Origin of the sequence: Maribacter sp. TH_r10 (assembly GCF_033101095.1) — a bacterium.
Taxonomy (GTDB): Bacteria; Bacteroidota; Bacteroidia; order Flavobacteriales; family Flavobacteriaceae; genus Maribacter_A; species Maribacter_A luteus.
In genome coordinates this window covers 1-20,453 of sequence record NZ_JAWMPY010000001.1, presented here as the reverse complement: position 1 = coordinate 20,453, position 20,453 = coordinate 1, and the positions used below count along the sequence as shown (strand labels likewise).

At 39.0% G+C, this 20,453-nt stretch carries 20 protein-coding genes; 6 read left to right on the top strand and 14 right to left on the bottom strand.

Annotation, left to right across the window (positions count from 1 at the left end; all coding sequences use genetic code 11):
- Positions 1–79: 79 nt before the first annotated feature.
- The 7 genes from R3X28_RS00100 to R3X28_RS00070 form a co-directional block, all read right to left on the bottom strand.
- Complete coding sequence (locus R3X28_RS00100; protein WP_317661491.1) at positions 80–511, bottom strand: putative quinol monooxygenase; 432 nt, start codon at positions 509–511, stop codon at positions 80–82.
- A gap of 11 nt (positions 512–522) precedes the next feature.
- The gene (locus R3X28_RS00095; protein ID WP_317661489.1) at positions 523–1,590 is read right to left on the bottom strand and encodes an alpha/beta fold hydrolase; all 1,068 of its coding nucleotides are present in this window, start codon (positions 1,588–1,590) and stop codon (positions 523–525) included.
- Positions 1,591–1,643: 53 nt separating this feature from the next.
- Complete coding sequence (locus tag R3X28_RS00090) at positions 1,644–2,129, bottom strand: cupin domain-containing protein (RefSeq protein WP_317661488.1); 486 nt, start codon at positions 2,127–2,129, stop codon at positions 1,644–1,646.
- Complete coding sequence (locus R3X28_RS00085; protein ID WP_317661486.1) at positions 2,126–3,190, bottom strand: alpha/beta hydrolase; 1,065 nt, start codon at positions 3,188–3,190, stop codon at positions 2,126–2,128. The genes R3X28_RS00090 and R3X28_RS00085 overlap by 4 nt, the downstream gene beginning before the upstream one ends.
- Before the next feature lie 4 nt (positions 3,191–3,194).
- Positions 3,195–3,920 carry a carboxymuconolactone decarboxylase family protein gene (locus R3X28_RS00080; protein WP_317661484.1) on the bottom strand — a complete coding sequence of 242 codons (726 nt, stop codon included), beginning with the start codon at positions 3,918–3,920 and terminating at the stop codon, positions 3,195–3,197.
- A 65-nt stretch (positions 3,921–3,985) separates the two neighbouring features.
- The gene (locus R3X28_RS00075; protein ID WP_317661482.1) at positions 3,986–4,744 is read right to left on the bottom strand and encodes a hypothetical protein; all 759 of its coding nucleotides are present in this window, start codon (positions 4,742–4,744) and stop codon (positions 3,986–3,988) included.
- Positions 4,745–4,748: 4 nt separating this feature from the next.
- Positions 4,749–6,941: a DUF5916 domain-containing protein gene (locus R3X28_RS00070; RefSeq protein ID WP_317661480.1), complete on the bottom strand. Its 2,193-nt coding sequence runs from the start codon at positions 6,939–6,941 to the stop codon at positions 4,749–4,751.
- Between the two features lie 172 nt (positions 6,942–7,113).
- Here R3X28_RS00070 and R3X28_RS00065 point away from each other — a divergent pair, with 172 nt between their 5' ends.
- Positions 7,114–8,025, top strand: coding sequence for a helix-turn-helix transcriptional regulator (locus tag R3X28_RS00065; RefSeq protein WP_317661479.1), 912 nt, complete (start codon positions 7,114–7,116; stop codon positions 8,023–8,025).
- 310 nt (positions 8,026–8,335) lie between these two features.
- On the opposite strand, the gene R3X28_RS00060 is transcribed toward R3X28_RS00065, so the two are convergent.
- On the bottom strand, positions 8,336–9,562 hold the full coding sequence (locus tag R3X28_RS00060; RefSeq protein WP_317661478.1) for a site-specific integrase: 1,227 nt from the start codon (positions 9,560–9,562) through the stop codon (positions 8,336–8,338).
- A gap of 338 nt (positions 9,563–9,900) precedes the next feature.
- On the opposite strand from R3X28_RS00060, the gene R3X28_RS00055 reads away from it, so the two are divergent.
- Positions 9,901–10,680 carry a type ISP restriction/modification enzyme gene (locus R3X28_RS00055; protein ID WP_317661477.1) on the top strand — a complete coding sequence of 260 codons (780 nt, stop codon included), beginning with the start codon at positions 9,901–9,903 and terminating at the stop codon, positions 10,678–10,680.
- An 84-nt stretch (positions 10,681–10,764) separates the two neighbouring features.
- Positions 10,765–13,146: an outer membrane beta-barrel family protein gene (locus tag R3X28_RS00050; RefSeq protein WP_317661476.1), complete on the top strand. Its 2,382-nt coding sequence runs from the start codon at positions 10,765–10,767 to the stop codon at positions 13,144–13,146.
- Positions 13,147–13,190: 44 nt separating this feature from the next.
- Here R3X28_RS00050 and R3X28_RS00045 read toward each other — a convergent pair whose 3' ends face one another.
- Entirely contained in the window at positions 13,191–13,715 is a 525-nt protein-coding gene (locus R3X28_RS00045) for a sigma-70 family RNA polymerase sigma factor (RefSeq protein WP_317661475.1), read from the bottom strand.
- A gap of 327 nt (positions 13,716–14,042) precedes the next feature.
- Positions 14,043–14,684 (bottom strand): hypothetical protein, encoded by a 642-nt coding sequence (locus R3X28_RS00040; protein ID WP_317661474.1) that lies wholly within the window; start codon positions 14,682–14,684, stop codon positions 14,043–14,045.
- Between the two features lie 299 nt (positions 14,685–14,983).
- On the opposite strand from R3X28_RS00040, the gene R3X28_RS00035 reads away from it, so the two are divergent.
- On the top strand, positions 14,984–15,346 hold the full coding sequence (locus R3X28_RS00035) for a CidA/LrgA family protein (protein WP_154364538.1): 363 nt from the start codon (positions 14,984–14,986) through the stop codon (positions 15,344–15,346).
- Complete coding sequence (locus R3X28_RS00030) at positions 15,346–16,041, top strand: LrgB family protein (RefSeq protein WP_154364536.1); 696 nt, start codon at positions 15,346–15,348, stop codon at positions 16,039–16,041. Before R3X28_RS00035 ends, R3X28_RS00030 begins: the two co-directional genes overlap by 1 nt.
- A 7-nt stretch (positions 16,042–16,048) precedes the next feature.
- Here the strand turns inward: R3X28_RS00030 and R3X28_RS00025 are convergent, their stop codons facing one another.
- A complete protein-coding gene (locus R3X28_RS00025) occupies positions 16,049–16,951 on the bottom strand; it encodes a LysR family transcriptional regulator (protein ID WP_317661467.1) in 903 nt (300 codons plus the stop codon).
- 93 nt (positions 16,952–17,044) lie between these two features.
- On the opposite strand from R3X28_RS00025, the gene R3X28_RS00020 reads away from it, so the two are divergent.
- Positions 17,045–17,641, top strand: a complete 597-nt coding sequence (locus tag R3X28_RS00020; RefSeq protein WP_154364532.1) for an NAD(P)H-dependent oxidoreductase — start codon at positions 17,045–17,047, stop codon at positions 17,639–17,641.
- Positions 17,642–18,157: 516 nt separating this feature from the next.
- Here R3X28_RS00020 and R3X28_RS00015 read toward each other — a convergent pair.
- From R3X28_RS00015 to R3X28_RS00005, 3 genes are all read right to left on the bottom strand, one after another.
- Positions 18,158–18,631 (bottom strand): hypothetical protein, encoded by a 474-nt coding sequence (locus R3X28_RS00015; protein WP_317661465.1) that lies wholly within the window; start codon positions 18,629–18,631, stop codon positions 18,158–18,160.
- Between the two features lie 530 nt (positions 18,632–19,161).
- On the bottom strand, positions 19,162–19,653 hold the full coding sequence (locus tag R3X28_RS00010; protein ID WP_317661464.1) for a hypothetical protein: 492 nt from the start codon (positions 19,651–19,653) through the stop codon (positions 19,162–19,164).
- A 111-nt stretch (positions 19,654–19,764) separates the two neighbouring features.
- The gene (locus R3X28_RS00005; RefSeq protein ID WP_317661462.1) at positions 19,765–20,436 is read right to left on the bottom strand and encodes a hypothetical protein; all 672 of its coding nucleotides are present in this window, start codon (positions 20,434–20,436) and stop codon (positions 19,765–19,767) included.
- Positions 20,437–20,453: the final 17 nt, after the last annotated feature.

Sequence of the window (20,453 nt, the reverse complement as noted above, 5' to 3'; positions counted from 1 at the left end):
ATGTCTATAATAATGTGTTATTGTGAATATAGCGCTGCCACATTACTAATATCCGCGCATCCCAAAAACCATTTTGAAGTTATTGCTTGGACTTACTGAAAATCAAAGGCATTGATTCTGGATCTATGGATTTCATCGCAATGAGTTTTAGATCTTTTACCATGGCCATGGTAGATGTTTTATACTTTTTAAAATGAGGTGTTTGGAGATGTGATTCATAAGCCTCTTTATTGGCATAGATTTCCAGTAGCCTAATTTGCGTAGGCTCCTCTTTTTGAAACATGGGATATATGCAAATTACCCCAGGCTCCAACCGTACCGATGCCTCAGCCTCCTCTTTTAAGATGGCAATATATTCGTCCAAGTAATTGGAATCGATTTCGATTTCAGCCATTCGGATCATCATATCGCCTTTGCTAAAATCGGTTTTATCTTTTTTAGATTTTTGACCACAGGAACTTACCGATATGACCATTAAAAGAAAAAGCCATCCAAATTTATATAGTTTCATTTTGTTTTGTGTTAGTCCAATTCTTTTTCCTTTATCCATGCCGACATCAGGTCGGCAACCTCCACATTATTCAGGTCGGAAAAAGGAAAATGCGTATTGCCTTTAATACCCACTTCAGGCAAATGTACGACCGTTACATCACCACCGTGTTTGTTTACAACATCGCGCCACTTTCTTGCCATTTCAAGACGCACACGCCAGCCGTCGGTTCCGGGGTTGGGGTCATATGTAGCTGGTATAAAGTCGCCATAATAAATGATGATTGGGATTTTGGTCAGCTTCATAAATTTCTCTTTGGAAACACCAACAGCCTCCAATGCCCCTGAAGAACTTTCAATAGGTTCTGGTACTTCCCCTTCAGGAAAAGGGAAACCCGAGCCGGGTTCATAAGAGACAATAGCCTTCACATTTTCGTTTTTTATGGCGGTCGCCCAGCCGAAGCCTCCGGAGTGGGAATGGGTCACCAGAATGCCATCGCCAATTTTATCAAAGAGTTCCGATGCAGCATCGGTAATCACTTCTGTATCAAACCCCCCGATATTGGGTGTCATTTGACGAAAATATTGGTTTAGCGTTTCCTCGTCTTGGGCAAATTGTACCCCGGGGAAATAATCGGGCCATACACCAACCCGAAAAATGTTGAACCAAAACTGCTCATCAGGAGTAGGGGTTATCGTAGTTTCTGCCATGCTACGACCAGCCCGCCCACGTCTGGGCTGATCCATCACATAGGTGCTGAAACCACGTCTTAGAAAAATATTCTGGTATCCGTCCCGTCCATCAGGCGTAGTTTCCCAGGTCTTTGAAAACTGGCCGATACCGTGCCACATGATCAATGGATATTTACGGGCATCAACCGGGATTTGATAAAAGACATAAGCATGGTCGCCATGAAAAGTCTGGCCCTCTGGACCACGTTTGATGGCATCAAAAGTTCCTGAGGTTTCAATAACGCTACCGCCCACCGCAAAACTGCCCTGGTCTTGAATGATCATGGGCTCTTTTTGCGCAAATAGGTTCGATATCATTACCAATGAGATGCCAATCGACCAAAATAGTGTTGCTTTTGTGTACTTCATAGTTAAGATTTTAAAATATTTGATATATCCAAATAGACCTTACTTTTTACTACCTACTTCAAGTATTCCTTTTCTGTTACAGGTTCGAGCCATTTCGTTGGTCCGTCTACGCGGCTGGTAATGGCGATTTGAATAAATTCTTTATCGGCACTTGCCCCGTGCCAATGTGGGAGGTTTGCTGGACATTTGACCACATCCCCTTTATGCAGCATTTTTTTAGCACTTCCCTTTTCCTGATAGTAGCCTTCGCCATCCAAAGCCATTATAATTTGTCCGTTGGGATGGGAATGCCAATTAGACCTTGCCCCGGGATCAAACGTTACCGTTCCCACAGAATTTTGGTTCACACTATCGGCCCTCACTTGCATATGCACCCAAACATCGCCGATGAAATTGTTATTCGTAATTTTTTCGCCTTTCGGAAAAATCAATTCATGTTGTGTCGTTAAATCGACGGTTTCATTTTTCTCCTCCGATGGTTTACAGGAAAATATTAGCATTCCGATCAAGACAATCGCTAAAAGATTTTTGCTACTCATAGGGATTCATTTAAAAGGTTGTTTTGGTAGAAGTCCACTAGTTTGTTTACCGCTTGATCAACATATTCTGGTTTCCAATAGGTTTCTATATGCGTGGCACCTTTAATAAGGAATAATTCCTTGTTTTTTGCATGGGTCGCTTTCGCGAAAGCTTCATCCGTCATATAATAGGTATCTGCCTTACTTCCGGCCATCATCAACAAGGGTTGGTCGATCAAATCCATATTCGTAGCGGCGTCAAACGTCATTAAATACAGCAAACTGCTCATCGTATAACGAAAAGTCGAATTCGGATGTGCGTGTGTTTTTCCGTAGTACATATACCCTTCACGATAGAGTTCAAATGGAATATTGTTCAATGCTGCTTCCTCTGTAATCATAGGGCCATTGGCCGCGTAGATTATTTCTCCTCCGCCGGCTTCTTGAGCTCTTGCATCTGATGCTTGTTTCAATCGTTCTTGAATGGTATTCACTTGTGAGTTCATAAATCCGTTGCGTCTTACCACACCTGAGTTGAACATACTTAAGGTGGCAATGGCCTTAAATCGCTTGTCGGACTGGGCCGCCTTTAGGGAATACCCACCCCCGCCACAAATACCGAGCAAACCTATCTTTTCGGAATCCACACCTTTGTATTGGGATATGAAATCCGCCATTCCATGGATATCTTCGATACGGTTTTGAGGGATGTCCACGTTGCGTGGGTTGCCGCCACTGGCACCTTGATAAGCAGCATCGGCAGCAATGGTTATATACCCTTGTTCCGCCAATCGCTGTGCGTACAGCCCCGCTACCTGCTCTTTGACCCCTCCATTAGGATGGGCGACGACTATCGTTGGATATTTCTCGGCAGCATCGTAATTGGCAGGAGTATACACGTTTGCCGCGATGTCCAATCCGTTCAAGGTATAAGTAACGGGATGAATGTTCACTTTCCCTTTTACATTTTGGGTAATGGCCCCCTCGTACACCAAGGTAAATGGGTTTTTCTCACTTTGAGCCATAATCGTATGATGTATTGCTAGCATGTTCAATAAAACTAATAATCCTATTTTCTTCATTGCTTTATTTTTTAGATTCCAATAATTCGTTCAAAACTTCCTTGGCCGATTCGATCTTTGCCTGATCCACATTTTTTCCTACTATAACAACCAATTCTTTCAGTTGCGTTGGCGTGATGCCCTGTATCAAACAAATGTTCATATGCGAACGTAACATGGGTTCTAAATCTCCAATGGTTATAAGCACAGAGACCGTGACCAGTTCCCTTTGTTGATAGTTCAGAACATCGCGTTCAAAGATATCGGCAAACAGATGTTCCTTTAAAAAGACTTCGATGATAGGGGCAAACTCGGCATAATCTGTTGGTGGCCCGTCCAATTTTCGTTGCACCAATGCTTCTAAATTCGCTTTTCCCCTGTCGTATTTAGTATGCGTATCTTCAATTGGGGAAGCTTCTGTCCCCATATTATCTTCAATTCCTTTTGCCTTGCGTTCGTCCAAAACTTTGATAAAAGTTTGTAATCCACGCAGGCTGCGTGGAAATCCACAGTAGGCATAGAGATGCACCATGACCTCCTTTATTTCATTAACGGTCAATCCTGCATCCAAGCCTTCAACCAAAGCATTTTCCAAATTTTCCAAATCTCCTTTTGCTGTCAATGCTGAAATGGTGACTATGGATTTTTCTTTCGCTGTTAAACCTCCGGGATCACTTGCATTTGAGTTGTGAGTAAAGCCCAATAATATGATAAAACAGCTAATTGATTTAAATAATTTTGTAGTTTTCATATCTCCCATCTTTTTATTGATTTTGGTATCGAATACAATTTAGGTTTTTTAATCCTTTTGGGTTATTAAAAACTGTACACCAAGGAGATGTTCCAAATAAAATCATCTTCAGGTACTATTTCAGTGTCTATGGCCTTGTTCAAAATGGATGAAATTGAAAGTGGAAAATCTTTTTTCGCCAAGGTGATAAAGGTGACGACATAATAGCCTTGATCGTCATCAAGAGTTAGGTAGTATGCTTGTGGTGATATATTAAAATATAAGTTTTCAGTAATATTAAGATTTGTGAAGGATGAATTCAATACCAAAAAATTGGATTGTTTAATCCCTTCATCAAATCCTTGGCCACGTAAATAATACATACCTACACTTACCTTCTCGGAAATTTTATAGTTCGGCACAATTTCGGCAGCAATGTATCGGCGGGATTCAAGCAATTCTTCGGTTTGCCCATCTCTAATAACACTGACTGTCCTGAAATTCAATGCAGGATGGGCCCCTATACGTAACGAAAAACGTTCCTTTTCAATTGCCTTGTAGCGAAACCAAAATAGGAATGACCATGGCTTGCCTTCCAAGGCAAAGCGCATATCGGGTTCAAAACTCAACTTACCCTTGGTTAATTTCAAATCAATGATTGCAGCCGGGTCGCCCAATGAAAAAGAAGGTACCAATGAAATCCCATTATGGGTGAGACTTGCTGTTCCCCTAAAGTCATCAAGGAAGCGCTTATCTTCTTCTTGGTTTTGTCCTAGTATTGGTAATGAAACCACAAAAAGGAAGATCATAGGAAAATAGGAATGGCTTTTCTTTATTTTTTGCATGATATTATAGATTCAACCAGTAGGTCAATTTCAAGTTAATGGATCGGAACCTTGGCGCAAAAGTTTGGGTAAAATAATTGTCGTTGTAGACCAAATATAGATCGGACAAGGGGGCGAATCGCCACTGCAAACGTGAGTTGACCCCTAGGTTATCGCGTTGGTTGCTATACTGTACCAAGGTAGACCAAAACAGTTTTTTGTTGAAGGTCACGTCAATCCGAGGGGTAACCAACCAAATGTCAGCGCTTGCATAAGGTGCTGGCAATCGGATCCCGTCATAATTCAGGGCCACGCTGAACTGTGCCCATGGTTGAACCCGGAAGGCTACCTGTCCACCTACCGAAATGATGTCCCCATTGAAAAAACGACCTACCGTGCCATTGGCCCCATAGGTGAGTAGTTTGGTATTGTTGGATAGGTAAGCAAAATTGAATTGATTAAAATGATAGCCCTGATTTCCTGGAATCGGAATAGCCCCTTCACTACGTGTAGGATCAAAAGGCGTCGTTAAAAAAATAAAGTTGTTTGAGAATGAGGCTTCGGCAGTGGCTTGGTCTTTAAATGCAGCCTCCCAACTAAAAATGTATTCATGATCTGTTTTTTTGTAATCAAGGGTTGGTCTCCAATATACTAGCGATAAAAATTGTAAGGCATGGGTATTGAAGATTCCTTTCTTTGGATAAAGAATGCGCTGTAATCCATTCCCCCATTTAAGGATGTCCGTTCTGGGAACAAAACCCAAATCGGCCCTGAAATCCTCATCGATATACACCAGGTCTTCTATGATACGCCATTTTCGTGGACTATAGGTGAAGGTGGCTTGTGTTGAAAGGTTGCCTTTGTGGTCCTCAGGCTGAAACGATTTATGTATGTAGAACTTCCCATTCCATATATCATCAGCCGAAGCTAGGTTATAGTCGATGCCGATGACCCGGTTGTAGTTCTCGGAGGGTTCAATATAATCCTCATCGCCAGTGGCTTGCCGGTTTACCCAAAAAACACCAACATTGGAACGTTTCCCAACCTTACGTTGCAAGGCCATCATCATATTGTTATTTGAGGCAATTTCATTGGATTCATCCTTGGCCGTCTGTATGTTGAGTACGCCAAGGCGCCAGTTCTTGTTCAAATTTCCACTAAGGCGAATCCCTCCAATGATATCGTTTTGTATTAAGTTGCCATTGGCATCCCTTGCCAAACCAATGCGCCTCGAGAAAAAGGGTTTTGCTTCATTGAAGGTATTCCCGAAATTCTCGAATAGATCGCTATTGTCGATAAAAAATTGTCGCTTTTCAGGAAGCCTAAGTTCAAAGCGGGTAAGGTTGGTGAAAATATCATCCACTTCAACATTTGAAAAATCGGGGTTTACCGTTATATCGAGATTCATCCCATTACCTATGGCGACTTTGGCATCCCCACCTACCTTAAAATCGGTAGTGCTTAGGTCGGTGACATAATCCTTATCGCTAAGGGTGTTTACATAGGGTATCAAGGCAAAGGGCGTTCTTGATTTTCCTAGTGGAGGCTCAAAATTGAGTTCCCCCATATAGGCCAGACTAGAAAGCTTTTGTTGTTGGGGTACACGAGCCCAGGTGCTTTGTTCGTTCGATTGGTTGTTCCATCGATATGGCCTAAAACGCCATTTTGTATCACCCTCAGTAAATTTAAGAGAGGTAAAGGGGATGGCTATCTCTACGGTGTAATGGTCATCAAAACGCTGGGCCTCGGCCTGCCATTTCACATCCCAGGTATTATTAAAATCGTCTCCTCCTGCCGAGACCAATCCTTCCCTTTGTACCCCATAAGGGGTCACCCCAAAAAAGAAGGCGGTATTGCCATCGTTAAAGGTATCGAACAACAACGAAAAATTATCATTGGTCAAAGCACTGAAGTCACGTTTTAGGGAGGACACCACGTAATTGCCATTGGCAGCTTCGGCTTTTACACCTACGTAAAGGGTAGTTTTAGAATAAAGGACCTTGAAACTTGTCTGATATTCGGCTTGCTCTGTATCCGAAGGAAAGAATTGCCAAAAATCCCCACCTGTTCCTGCGGTCTGCCAAACCCCTTCATCCATATTTCCGTCCAAGACAATTTCTTCCATAATGTATTTGGCCGTGATGCTTTTGGGTGTATTTTGCCCTAATGCAAAACCACCTATTGCGAATAGGAATCCCAATAATACCCCCTTTTTCATACCCTACATTGATTTAATACTACCTTGATAATTGATATAGATCAAAAGTACGAGGTAAATAACCGCCAAATCATACCCAGATTACGGATATATCTACCACTATTACGGATTTTGAAATAACTGTTTGATTTACTGGGAATCAATGGCTTATCTTTAACAAAAAATTAGAGGCATGCAAAATGTTCTGCACATTGATACGGTAAGTGATTATCTCAATTTAAGAAAACAAGAGGTGCTACATCCTTTGGTCGGTGTGGTTGATTTTGATACGTTGGGCGGTGATAGCTATACGAATAAAGAATATGATGCTTTCCATTATAAGTGTTATGCTATTTTTCTGAAAGATGCCAAGGGTTGTAAAATGCATTACGGAGGTAAACCGTACGATTATGATGAGGGAACACTTGTTTTTATGGCCCCTAACCAGACCATCGAACTAGGCGGCTTCGACCCTGATTATGTACCTAAAGGTTATGCGCTATTATTTCATCCGGACTTGTTATTGGGCACCGAATTGGGCAAAAAAATGAATAGCTATAGCTTTTTCTCCTATTCCAGCAACGAGGCACTTCACCTTTCGGCCAAAGAGCGGAAAGTGATTTTAAGCTTGGTCGAAAAAATACAATTTGAACTGGAACAAAACTTGGATAAGCACAGTAAAAAACTGATTGTGGCCAATATTGAATTATTTCTGGATTACTGCACACGTTTCTATGACCGACAATTCTTGACCCGTGACATTGAAAATCAAGGCTCTTTGGAGAAGTTCGACAATTTGTTGAACGAATATTTTAAATCTGAAAAACCCCAAAAACACGGTACCCCATCGGTGGGTTATTTTGCAGACCAGTTACATCTATCATCCAATTATTTTGGGGATTTGGTCAAAAAGGAAACAGGAAACTCAGCCCAAGTATATATTCAGAACAAGCTTATAGATATTGCCAAAGAAAAAGTCTTTGACTCGAACAAATCGGTCAGTGAAATTGCCTATGAATTAGGTTTTAGGTATCCACAGCATTTCACAAGGCTCTTTAAACAAAGGGTAGGGCACTCGCCTAGTGAATTTCGGAATTTGAACTGATTCTTCAGTTAAAAAGGAAATAGGATTGAGAATAGGGTTCTTTTTATTTTCACACTCATTTTTTCAAAACTACAATTCTTTAAAATGGCCATTTTACGGCACAAACAAAATACCCTAAAAAAATATCTCATCGTAGTTCCATTTGCGGTTCTTTTTAGTAGTTCTGGTAATTCGCCTTTTGCGGAACTAAATGTCTTAACGAAGATTTGGCACAAGATATAAATCTAGCACCCTACGGGCGCTTTTCTGTGGATAGGGAGAAGAAAGAACATCGTGAAATTCTAACGTTTTTTAGCCCAATCAAATACCATTATTCACTCGATAGCTGCCCGAAAATTTCGTCTTGGTATTCATCCATTTTGCTTTTTCTCAAATTGGCTAGGTATGCTTGGGTCGTGCTAATCCGTTTATGACCCAACATTTGGGAAATTGCGGTAAGGGGAATTCCCATTTCATTTGCGCCAGAAGCAAATGAGTGGCGCGCGGCGTAACTTGTTATATTTTCTTCTATTCCTGCAAATGCGGCAAGCTTTTTCAAATTATCGTTATAACGTTTTCTGGCCCAAACAATTTGATTATAACTTTCGATTGGATTTTCACTTTTGACAACATCCAATAGATACTCAGTTTTTTTCTTTCCCTCAGTAAAATATGATAACAACGGATTAAGTTGGTCATGGATTTTAATATTGTAAGGTTGATCTGTTTTTTTACGGGAGTATTTGATGCGACCGTCAACAATGTTGGACAACTTTAAATGAGCCATATCGACAAAGGACATGCCGTTGAGCAGGAAGCTCATCATAAAAATATTCCTGTCCCTGAAAAGAGCCGTGCCTTCTTCAAGATCAAGTGCGGCAATTTTACGAATGGAATCGATGGGCAAGGCCCGTTTTTCGGGTTTTCCGCTACGTATGACGTAATCGTCAAAGGCATATCCTTCCTTGTCGGCCACACCTGCCTTAATGGCTTTTCGATTGATTGCCCTTACTGTTCTCAAATAGACGCTAAGGCCGCCTAGCTTGTTACCCTTGGCCAAGTGGTGCTTTTCAAAACGATTAAGGAAATCAAGGTTCAGTTCATCAAAAGTGAAGTCCTTATTGTTCCTGAAATTTTTAATGGCTTTCAGGGCATGTCTGTAAGTCCTTGCATTTCCTATGCGGTTCGCTTTTATCAGGTCTGCTATCTGCTTTTCGGCAAACTGGTAAAAAGTAACCTTTTTTGTAGTACGGGTAATATGGCTCCTTACCTCGGATACGCTCATATATTTCAATTTGTCCCCATCCTCCAATTTGGTAAGGATATCCACCATACGGGCCATTTTCTTTTGCAGAAGGTTGTTCAAACGGGAAGGCGATTCCGTGCCTCTGAAGGATGGCCTGATTTTTTGCCTTTTATCGTCCCATTCGGAAGCTGCTAATTTATGTCCCGTACCTATACTTGTAGATTTTCGATTATGGGTCAATCGAAAAATTAATGGGAAGATTTTGATATCTTTCCTTCGTTTATCCAATGAGAGCTTTATGTATGTAGCCATATCAAATGTTAAAGTCTGCGTGCAAATTTGCACGCAGTTTGCACGCAGAAAGTGGTTTTTTATGGTCTTAAATGTACTTAAAGATACAACTAATCGCTGAAAACCCCTGTATTTATTGGATTTTTAATTCATATGAATTTAAATAAAATCTGCCTGTCACGCAGGGGGTCGCGGGTTCGAGTCCCGTCCAGACCGCAAGAAGCCTTGAAAACACTATGTTTTTAAGGCTTTTTTTATTTTAGGGGACGAATGAATTTTTTATTTCTCCCAATTCTTAGTTATCAGATTCCCGTTAAAAATTTCATTCCAACACCACAAGTGAGTCTTTTTCCTTTCATATGGGTATCTTTATAAGTAGATTACTTTCCAATATGTGTGCTAGAACATTCCAAAATAAAGAAAACGGTTGTGTATTTCCGTCCTACCCATACCTGAAAGTTAAAGGGCAATTGTGCGCTGATCAATTCGCAGATCGTATTCCAAATCCGGATATGGAAGTGGTGAACAAAATAGCTGAAAAACTTGGATTGACTTTTGTTTTTGATAAAGAAACGGAAAGTAATGTCTGTTTTATAAATAGTCCGGAAATAAGGGATGATTACAAATCAACCTTTACTACGACTGATATTTTAGACTATTTCTATGCCGTACTGCAGACGCCCGCTTATAGCCGGTCCTTGAATTCCCGGAATTTCGATTTTTCGCATATACCCCATCCAAATGACCCAGATGTTTTTTGGAAATGTGTGCGGTTAGGCGGACAATTACGTGAACTTCATACGCTGGAGTCATCTAAAAAGGGGAATTTCAACACAAGCTTTCCCATAGAAGGGGATAATATAATAACGCGGGATCTTACCGAAAAGAATAAGGTTTATGATCCTATAGACAAATCAAAAGGTAAGGTTTGGATCAATGATAAGCAGTATTTTGATACCGTTCCCCTAGTAGCTTGGGACTTTTATGTCGGTGGTTATCAAACGGTCCGAGAATGGTTGAAAGTCCGAAAAGGGAGAACCCTAACGTCTGATGAAATAAGGCACTTTCAAAAATTCGTTGTCATAATTACCGAAACCGATATTTTAATAAGGAAAATAACGGAAATCACGGCGGATTAAAGACTTTCTGTCTTTATTCAAAATCAGTTACCAGCTTCTTTAGTATATGTTATATTTGAGTTTCAATTAAAAAAAGATTTTTATATGAGGAGGAAGATTTGTTTTGTTTGGGGTATTGTTCTTTTTCTTTTTGGAATGCAGCAAGTATCCGCACAAAATGGAAATATTACCATTACCGGAAAAGTCGTGGACCAGGCCAATGGTACCCCCATTGAGTTTGCTACGGTGCTTGTGGGGGACCCTATCAGTGATAAACCGATTGCAGGTACCACCACCATTGAAGATGGTAGTTTTACTTTGGAAACGAATGCTACTGACTTTTATATAGAAATTAGTTTTATCGGCTATACCACAAAACGAATCGACAATGCGAAAGCCGAGGGCGGTCGCCTAGATCTTGGTAGGGTGGTACTTGGGGAAAATGCACAACAATTGAACGAGGTCGTGGTCGAAGGGGAAATTTCACAAACGGTATTCAAACTTGATAAACGTGTGTTTAATGTAGGGGCCGATTTGAGCAGCACAGGGGCAAGTGCGTTGGAAGTGTTGAACAACGTACCCTCAGTAAACGTCAATATTGAAGGCGAGATCAGTTTGCGGGGTAGTTCGGGGGTGCAAATGCTCATTAATGGGAAACCTTCGGTTATTGCCAATGAACAGGGTAATGCCCTTGGTACCCTGACCGCCGATATGATCGAGCGTATTGAGGTCATTACGAATCCTTCTGCCAAATACGATGCCGAGGGTACTTCGGGTATCATCAATATTGTGTTGAAGAAAGAGGAGAAAAGGGGTATGAACGGTGCAGTTACCCTCAATACGGGTGTCCCCAATAACCATAGTGTTGGACTTAGCCTGAATCGGCGCACCGAAAAATTCAACCTGTTCAGTCAATTGGGTTTAGGTCGTAGGACCTTTCCCAGTGATGACGAAACCGAGAATCGTAATTTAGACGAAAATACGGCCATCAACAGCATTGGTGAAAGGGATAAGAATGAGACCTTTTTCAATCTTATTCTCGGTACAGATTACCATATAAACGAATACAATGTACTCACCCTTTCGGGGAATTTCGCCTACGAATGGGAAAAGGAGAATTCCGATGCCGTTTTTAGTACGTACGATCCAGGAAATACGATAACCGATGCCTTTAAACGCCGTGAGCTCACCAAGGCCACCAACCCGAAATACTCCTATGAACTACAGTATAAAAAAGATTTTGAGGGCCATGAGGACCGGTCGTTGTTGATCAGTGCCACGGGCAATCTTTTTGCCAAGGACCAATCTTCCGATTTCATGAATACCACAACGGTGGGTGATGGGGAAGACGAACAACAAAATACCCGGACCGACTTTAGTCAGGCCGATTATACCTTTAAAGTTGATTATACCCATCCTTGGGCCGAAAAATACACCCTTGAGACCGGAGCACAATACCAAATCAACGATGTGGAGAACGACTATGCCGTTAGTGATTTTAATGGTGTGGATTTTGAAGAGAACCCCGATTTGACCAATGTCTTCGAATGGACACAGAAAGTATTGGGCATTTACACAACGGCCGCTTATGAAGATGATACTTGGGGATTGAAATTGGGGGTCCGTTTTGAGGATACCGATGTAAACACCCTCTTACAAACGAACAATGCGGAGGATAATAAACGCTATAACAACTTTTTCCCCAGTGGGCATACTTCTTACAAGATCAATGATGACCTATCGCTACAAGCAGGATATTCGAAAAGGATATTCCGTCCTAGGATGTGGGATCTGAATCCCTTTTTCAACATCCGTAATAATTACAATATTCGTACAGGTAATCCCGATTTGCAGCCCGAGTATACCGATAGCTATGAAATTACCAGTATTTACAAGGTGGGTAAATTATCTATGAACTTGGGCGTATACTACCGCCATACCGAGGATGTGGTAGAGCGGGTGGTTGTTTTTGAAGACAACGTGAGCGTTTCGCAGCCCCAGAACATAGGTACGAACAATACAACGGGCATTGAGTTCAATGCCAAGTTTATTCCGGTAAAATGGCTTTCGTTTACTAACGATTTCAACTTTGGACACTTTGAGAGGGCGGGCTCTTTCGAAGGTACTTCCTTCGATTTTACGGGAGAGCAGTGGTCAACAAGACTTACCGGTAAGGTTAAGCTTCCGGCGGATATCGATATAGAATTAATGGGCAATTATGTTTCAGGCTATCGAACGTATCAAGAGGAAATCACGGAAAACCTATTTATGGATTTCGGTGCACGAAAGAAAATCCTAAAGGGGAAGGCCATACTAAACCTGAGTGTACGCGATGTCTTCGCTTCTCGGATTCGTGAAAGTATAACCGTTCAGCCCGACTATTATCTAAGGAATTTCAGTCAGCGTGGGCGTTTTGTCACCTTTGGGGTCAGTTTTGGTTTCGGAAAAGGGGAGGCCATGGAATTTTCAGGACAAAAACGGTTTTAAGATACGGTTGGCCCGGTAAAGGCATGAACGCCATGGGAATGCAATTAATCCTGACAAACGGCACAATTCGATTCCCCAGTTAAGCGGTCATTTTTATCGAGCTCGTATTTACAGCATTCGTTGAAGTTTTTCTTTAGGATGTCTTTGGCCCTACGTATCCTTGCCTTTACATTCACTAGGCTTATATTCAATATTTCGGCTGCGTCATGCTGTTTTTTTCCTTGGATATAAACAAGTTCGATCACGTCTCGGTAGATTTTGGGCAAATCGGTTATGAACTTATCAAAACAACAGATATATTGGTAATTTTGCAGGGGTGTGTCGGTATCGTTATGGGTTTTTGCCACATATAACGATTCTTTATTGAAATGGTTCGCTATCTCGTTCCGGGCAATCTGAAAGACCCACGCCCTTAGTTTCGTTTCGTCTTGAAGCTGCGACCGGTTTTTATGGACCTTTAGGAAAGTGTTCTGGAAAATATCGCCGGTAGCGGTTTTATCATTCACCTTTTTAAGAATGAAGAAATAGACTTCATTGTTGAAACGATCCCATATTTCTTGTGTTTCCATGATTAAAAATAACAAAAGGTTAGCTTTTGGGGCTAACCTTTATGGGGTTTAACAACAATCACATTTGTCGCATTCGCATTTGTCACAAGGACAGTTGTTTGTTGAACAATTGCCGCAATTGCATTTGGTGCAATCACAGTTGGTGCATGTACATGTATTCATAGATGTATGATTTTATGGTTCATTAGGTAGACCCATAAAGAGGGAAAAAGATACATGAAATCTTGTTTTTTTTTGATTATGTGTGGCACTAAAAAAGTCCAACCAAAGCAAGACAAAAGGTTTTCTTGAGTAATTGGGCGCTATGCGCATAACGCTATGCGGTTTTTATTTGTTTTTGAAATACTTATCAAGTTTCATTTCTATAGATTCTTCCCTGCGTAAAAGATAGATTGCCGCCCATAATCTGTTTTTAGGAATATCGAAATCAAATTTCTTATGGTTTCTGACAAACCATTCCGATGAACCTTGCATCAGGTTTCCAACTCTTTCAAACTCCTGCTGCAGGAATTTGTAATATGGATCATCTTTCCCTATTTCCTTTAAGTAATCCATGTATTTACTAAATGGTTTTAATTCCAGTATGGTTATAAAGTCAGGATTTCTATAAATACTATCTCGATATTTAATGACTCCAGCGTTTTGGCTGAAATTCCATAGCATGGCGAATTGTGTAGAATCCAAACTTTTTAAGAACCGATACTTGACATTTTCTTCAAACGGAACCATGTATTCTGGAGTTTTTGAAATTTTTTCAAAATACAGATGGTAAGCTTTGTTGGGGTTGTCTTCATTCGTGCTTTTCTCCACCATGTTGTCCACAAATTGAACCATCGATTTTAAACCTTCGATTTCTTTTTGGTTAAAAATTTTATTCAGTGATTTATCACTATTAAAATCGATCTCTTTTTGACCTGAAATATGCGGAGTTGCCACTAAAAACATGACGATAACCATAAATTTATTCATGACGATATTCTTATTTAAGTGTCTTGACTTATGATACGGCTACGGATTACCATTGAATGTAACCGGCATCTAGATGCCCGTAATTAAGGGTTTTGTAATCTAAAGATAAAAGTAATCGTATACTGTTGTACGGCTTGATTGCATTTTTTGTTCGCTTTTTTAGCAGGATCCACGCCCGTAAATATAATACCGCCCGTTATTTATTCTTTTACATAGGTCAGAAAGAACAGGATTCTTACACGGTCATTATTAGCTATAATTCTAAGAGGGTAGTACTTTTGCAGTAGAAATAAATAGTTATGATCAGACAATTGTTCTTGATACTCGTATGTCTTGCCCTGGGCGAGGTCGTGGTCTATTTTACGGGTATTAAGATTCCCTCGAGTATCATAGGCATGCTGTTGTTGACGGCAGGCCTTCATTTTAAAATCATCAAACTTAAATGGATCCAAGGTATTGCCGATTTCCTTTTGGATAATATGGTGTTCTTCTTTATTCCACCGGGCATCGCCATTATGTGTTATTTGGATTTGATCTCCAAAGAATGGATACCCATACTGGCATCGGTTATCGGAAGCACGGTCTTGGTATTGATAAGCACGAGTTTTACCCATCAGGTATTGCGAAAAACAAGATCCAAGAAACCAAATACCGATAAATAATGAAACTGATTTCAGAACCTTATATCCTATTGACCATCACAATTGGGATTTATTGGTTGACAAAGTATCTCCAAAATAAAACCAACTCGGTTTTTTTAAATCCCATATTGATCACCATAATCGCGGTAATAGCCATTTTAAAAGCTGCTGGAATCTCTTATGACACCTATCACGAAGCGGGAAAGTATATCGAGTTTTTTCTAAAACCTTCGATTGTGGCCTTAGGTGTGCCATTATACCTTCAAATAAATAAAATAAAGAAACAGGTGATACCTATTGTTATTTCGCAATTGGTGGGAGCCGTGGTAGGCATAATTTCGGGTGTGTTTATCGCGAAATGGTTGGGCGCTTCCGATGCGGTCATCATTTCAATAGCACCCAAGTCGGTAACAACGCCCCTGGCTATTGATATTTCTACCTCAATAGGGGGTATACCATCACTTACGGCCTCAATGGTCGTAATGGTAGGGATCTTTGGGTCTGTAGCGGGTTTTAAGATCTTGCAACTCTTTAAAGTGAAAAACCCCATGTCTAAAAGTCTATCTATGGGCACCGCAAGCCATGGTCTTGGAACTGCCCAAGCTATGGCCATAAGTCAACGGTTTGGTGCGTATTCCAGTATGGGACTTATTTTGAACGGATTGTTTACGGCCCTATTTACGCCTATTATCTTGGCGCTTCTTGGGTTTATTTAGCGGGTTTTTATTTCATTTTCGATGTAAATATATCCTTAATGGTATCTAATTCTTTTTTGTATTTCAAATCTGTTCTTGATGCAAAATATAAGGTGTTTTCCGTTTTAACTTTTCCTTCCCAAACTAAATTTATTTCCTTTCTTAAAATTTGTTCTTGACATAAAAAATCCGGAACTAATGCAAGTCCGTTCCCATTGTTTAAACATCTTATAATAGAAGTAATATTCGGTAAAATATAGTTGGGTTTAAAAGCAGGTTTCTTATTAAAATTCTCAAACCAAAAACGTCTAAAATGTTCCATTTCGTTTGATGAACTATACCAAACATTTTGAAGCAATTCTTCTTCTAACTTACTTAAATCTTTTGATTTTAGGTGTTCTTGTATTTTGGTTGTATCTGTTTTATTGCCAGCTATTAAAACGATTCTTTCTTTTGAAAACGGAATATACTCAACTAATGATTTTTTTTCATTCTGTTTTTTAGGTGTTATTACTAAATCTAAAATTCCATTGTTTAGGTCTTTTATTAAATCTGTATGTGCTCCAAATCTAGCTACTAGGTCAAAGTCTAGTTTGGGAATTTCGGGTTCAATAATGAGTTGAAACATTTCTGAACACATTCCAATGTTCAGGGATGGATTTTTTTCTTGCGTTGTTTTTTTAAAATGCTGTTCTGCTATTTCAAGTTTTTTTAAAGAATCAATAATATATTCATATAAAAATTTCCCATCTTCTGTTGGTATCATTTTTCTCGAAGTACGTTCAAATAGTTTTTTGCCAACATAAGCTTCCAAAGCATTTAAGTGTACACTAACTCCGGGTTGGGAAGCATATAAAGCAATAGAAGCTTTTGTTAAGGTTCCGTTTTCATAAATTTCCTTAAATGTTCTATACCATTCTAAATTTACCATAACTATTAAAATATTGATACAAAGGTATGATTAGTATTATTTTTACAATAACAAATATCGATTTAATTTTGCCTCAAATAAAATAGGGGATAAATGAAAAATATATTTATAATCAATGGAAGTCATCCATTTGCACATTCAGGAGGAAGATTTAACGAAACACTTTTCACTAATACGATTTCATATTTTGAATCTTTAAAAGGATTTGAAGTTAAGGCTACACAAGTAGGTGACAATTATAATACAAAGGAAGAAGTTGAAAAATTTAAGTGGGCCGATATCGTGATTTACCATACTCCGATTTGGTGGTTTCAAATACCTTTTGGATTTAAAAAATATATAGATGAGGTTTTTACCGAAGGTCATCAAAATGGAATTTATGCAAGTGATGGAAGAAGCAGAAAAAATCCAGACATCAATTACGGGACTGGTGGTTTAATGCACGGAAAAAAATACATACTTACTACAAGTTGGAATGCACCTAAAACCGCATTTACTTTAGAAAATGAATTTTTTAATCAAAAAAGTGTAGATGAAGGTGCTATGTTCGGGTTTCACAGAATGAATGCTTTTACAGGAATGGAATTATTGGCAACACATCATTTTCACGATATGGAAAAAAATGCGGATGTTCCTTTTGAGTTGAATAATTACAATACTTTTTTAAATGATTTAGTGATTAATTTGTAATTATCTGGTTTCTTTTCGAAAATGCAGTATAACGCAGCACTTTATAAAGCGCACATTATTTAAAGGAAATATAGTAAAAATCATCAAATGTTTTCGGCGATATGGTAATAAATCTCCTGTACCACCGAACAAAACGACCGATGAACACCCGTAAATAAACAAGCAACGGCGCATACATTGCATATAGCGGGTTCATATGCTACATTGTTGAGCCGTAGCGGTGAGTAGGATGCACGGGCCAGCGGGGGATTGCCTACAGCCTGAAGAAATACCTGAATTTCATTGGAAAACACTCAAAAAGCTGGGCGGGAATACTTGTTTCGGCATCATTGGTGGGGATTGTCTTCTACGACTTTTTTTAGCCTTGGTTCGGTCTCGATAACGACTTTTCAATACTGAAACACAATAAAAAAAGCACCTTGAAGAGGCTTATATGAATCCGCTTGTCTAGGAATTAAGGGCTTGTGCAACGGTAACCGTTGTTGGCAATTGTGTTTTTCATTCCGTTTCCAAATTTCATCGAACTCTTTTAAGTCCAGCCGCACTTAATTCATAAAGGAAGTATGGAGGGTCAAAGGAGTCGCTCACATTTTCGTCGTGTGATTCAGAATATTCCTTTAGGTTTTTCTCCAATTTATAAAAGTCCGCTTTTTCGTATATTTTTTCAACCAGTTTTTTGTCAAAAATATAATTCTTTTCATCGGCAAGTAGCAATATTACAGGGATACTGTCCAGATAAAAAAGTCCTTTCATTTCGTCGTCCGAATAGATTTCGCTTAAATTGATAGCCACTCTATTGATTCCATCATATTTGTCGAGTGATAAGCATAAAGGTAAATCCCTATGGTTTTTATCATCAGAATATTCTTTCCAGTATTCCAAAAGTCCCTTTTCGATTTTTGGATTCAAGACAATTGGTGTTCTATCCGATTTGGTACAGCTAACTGAAATTTGCGATACTAAAAGTAGAAGAAGAAGATAACTTTTCATTAATTTCTTAAATGTCGATTTACATAGTTGCTAACGGTATTTAATACATTATATATTTTATTCAATTGTATCGATAAAAACTATAATCAGAAAAGAAACGAATAATAAAATAAACAATGCCCAAATTCTCAATATTGCGTTCCATCTTATTGATTTGACTTGTTTCGCAAAAACTTCTTTATTTAACCCGTTATATCTCAAATCATATTCCAGTTTATTAATTTTTCTATGCGCGACTATCCAACTGTAAATAACAAAAAGAAAAGTACATATGAATAATATTAGAAAAATAAATACATATGGTTTCATAATTTTTTAATGAAGGTTTTTGTATAAATGCTAACACCTAAGCTATGGCAAGTTGGGCAGGCAAGGAAACATTTTCGTTTCCGACTTCGCACATAGCCGAAACTTTTTGTTTGTATTTAATTTTTTTGTCAAAAGTGAAATCCATAAGATTTAGCGACATTATAAATATACACGGACCTTTCGGTTTAGCCCTAAACTCCGCATTACGTTTTGGTTTTGTTTTATTTACAGTCGCTTTTTTCCGTTATAATTCGTCTTTGATTGCGCCAATACTCTATGAATTCTTTCGATCGAGTTTTGCTATTATAAAGTTGGTCGCCAATCAAGAAATGAAATTTTTGATTATCCCTTATAATATAAAGTGTGTCGGAACATTTACTTTTTTCCAAAAAATCTCCTTTCCGCAAAAAATCAGCAATAAAAGGCTCTGAATAGTCATGATTTGAGCTACTATCTATTTTCCAATATTCATTTTCTTGTTCGAGAAGAATATAAGTGAATCCTTTGTACTGATTTAGATCGTTGATAACTCCAGTAATTGGAGTTTCCCAGATTATTGGTTTCGAGTTTTGAAAAATTCCAAAAGTTAGGTATCCAAACCATGTTAAAAATGACGCAAGTCCAATTAAAGTCAGAGATATGATTAAAATTTCATCTCGTTTCATCCTCTTCTTAAAACGATTTTTCAAAATTAGAGATAACGGCTCAGCCATGATCTGTTGCCGAAAAAGTCCTCAGGACTTTTTCATTTAGCCCCGAGCCATTGTATAAATTTAAGGATTTTCGTTAGGAAATCCACCGCAAGCAATTGATTATAGGTATTGTTAGCTAACGTATTTATATATAAGTTCAATTATAAAAATCCGTTTGACAAAATAATCGCTAAAATCAGGATTATCCCTAAGAATCATATCGCAAAAAAGTCTGCTATCCATATCTCCTACGGTAGTTTTTTTACTATAGTATTCATTTATGAATGAATTGCGATTTTTTACTTGTTCAAGGGCCTTCATATATGCTCCTCTATGATTCAAATACTCCCAATCCAATGCTTCAATCATTAATGAATCAGGATTGTTCACATACTTTTCGGGAAGTCCTCTCATCCCATTGTTGAGAACGCCATTTTCAGAATTATAGATAAGTCTTACTGACAAGCTCCCATCTTCATTAATCCATGTTGAATCCACTTGAGAGAACACTTCGTTCCACATCTGAGTTTTTTTGAATTTATAAAAATCCAATTCTTGATTTTTCAGTAGCTCAATAGCCCCTTTTTCAGAACAATCTTGGATGAGATAAGTATACTTATTCGAAAGACTGTTGGAGTCAAAGTTTTTGTCGAGAACCTGTTTTTCAAAATAATCGACCAATTTGGTCAAATCCGCAGAGTTTTTTGCTCCGAGTATTTGTTTAAAGTCCGAAATGGCTTTCTTGTTCGAACTACAACTAAAAAACACTAAAGCCAATGATAAAATCCAAAAACCTTTTTTCATATGTTAGCTAACGGTTA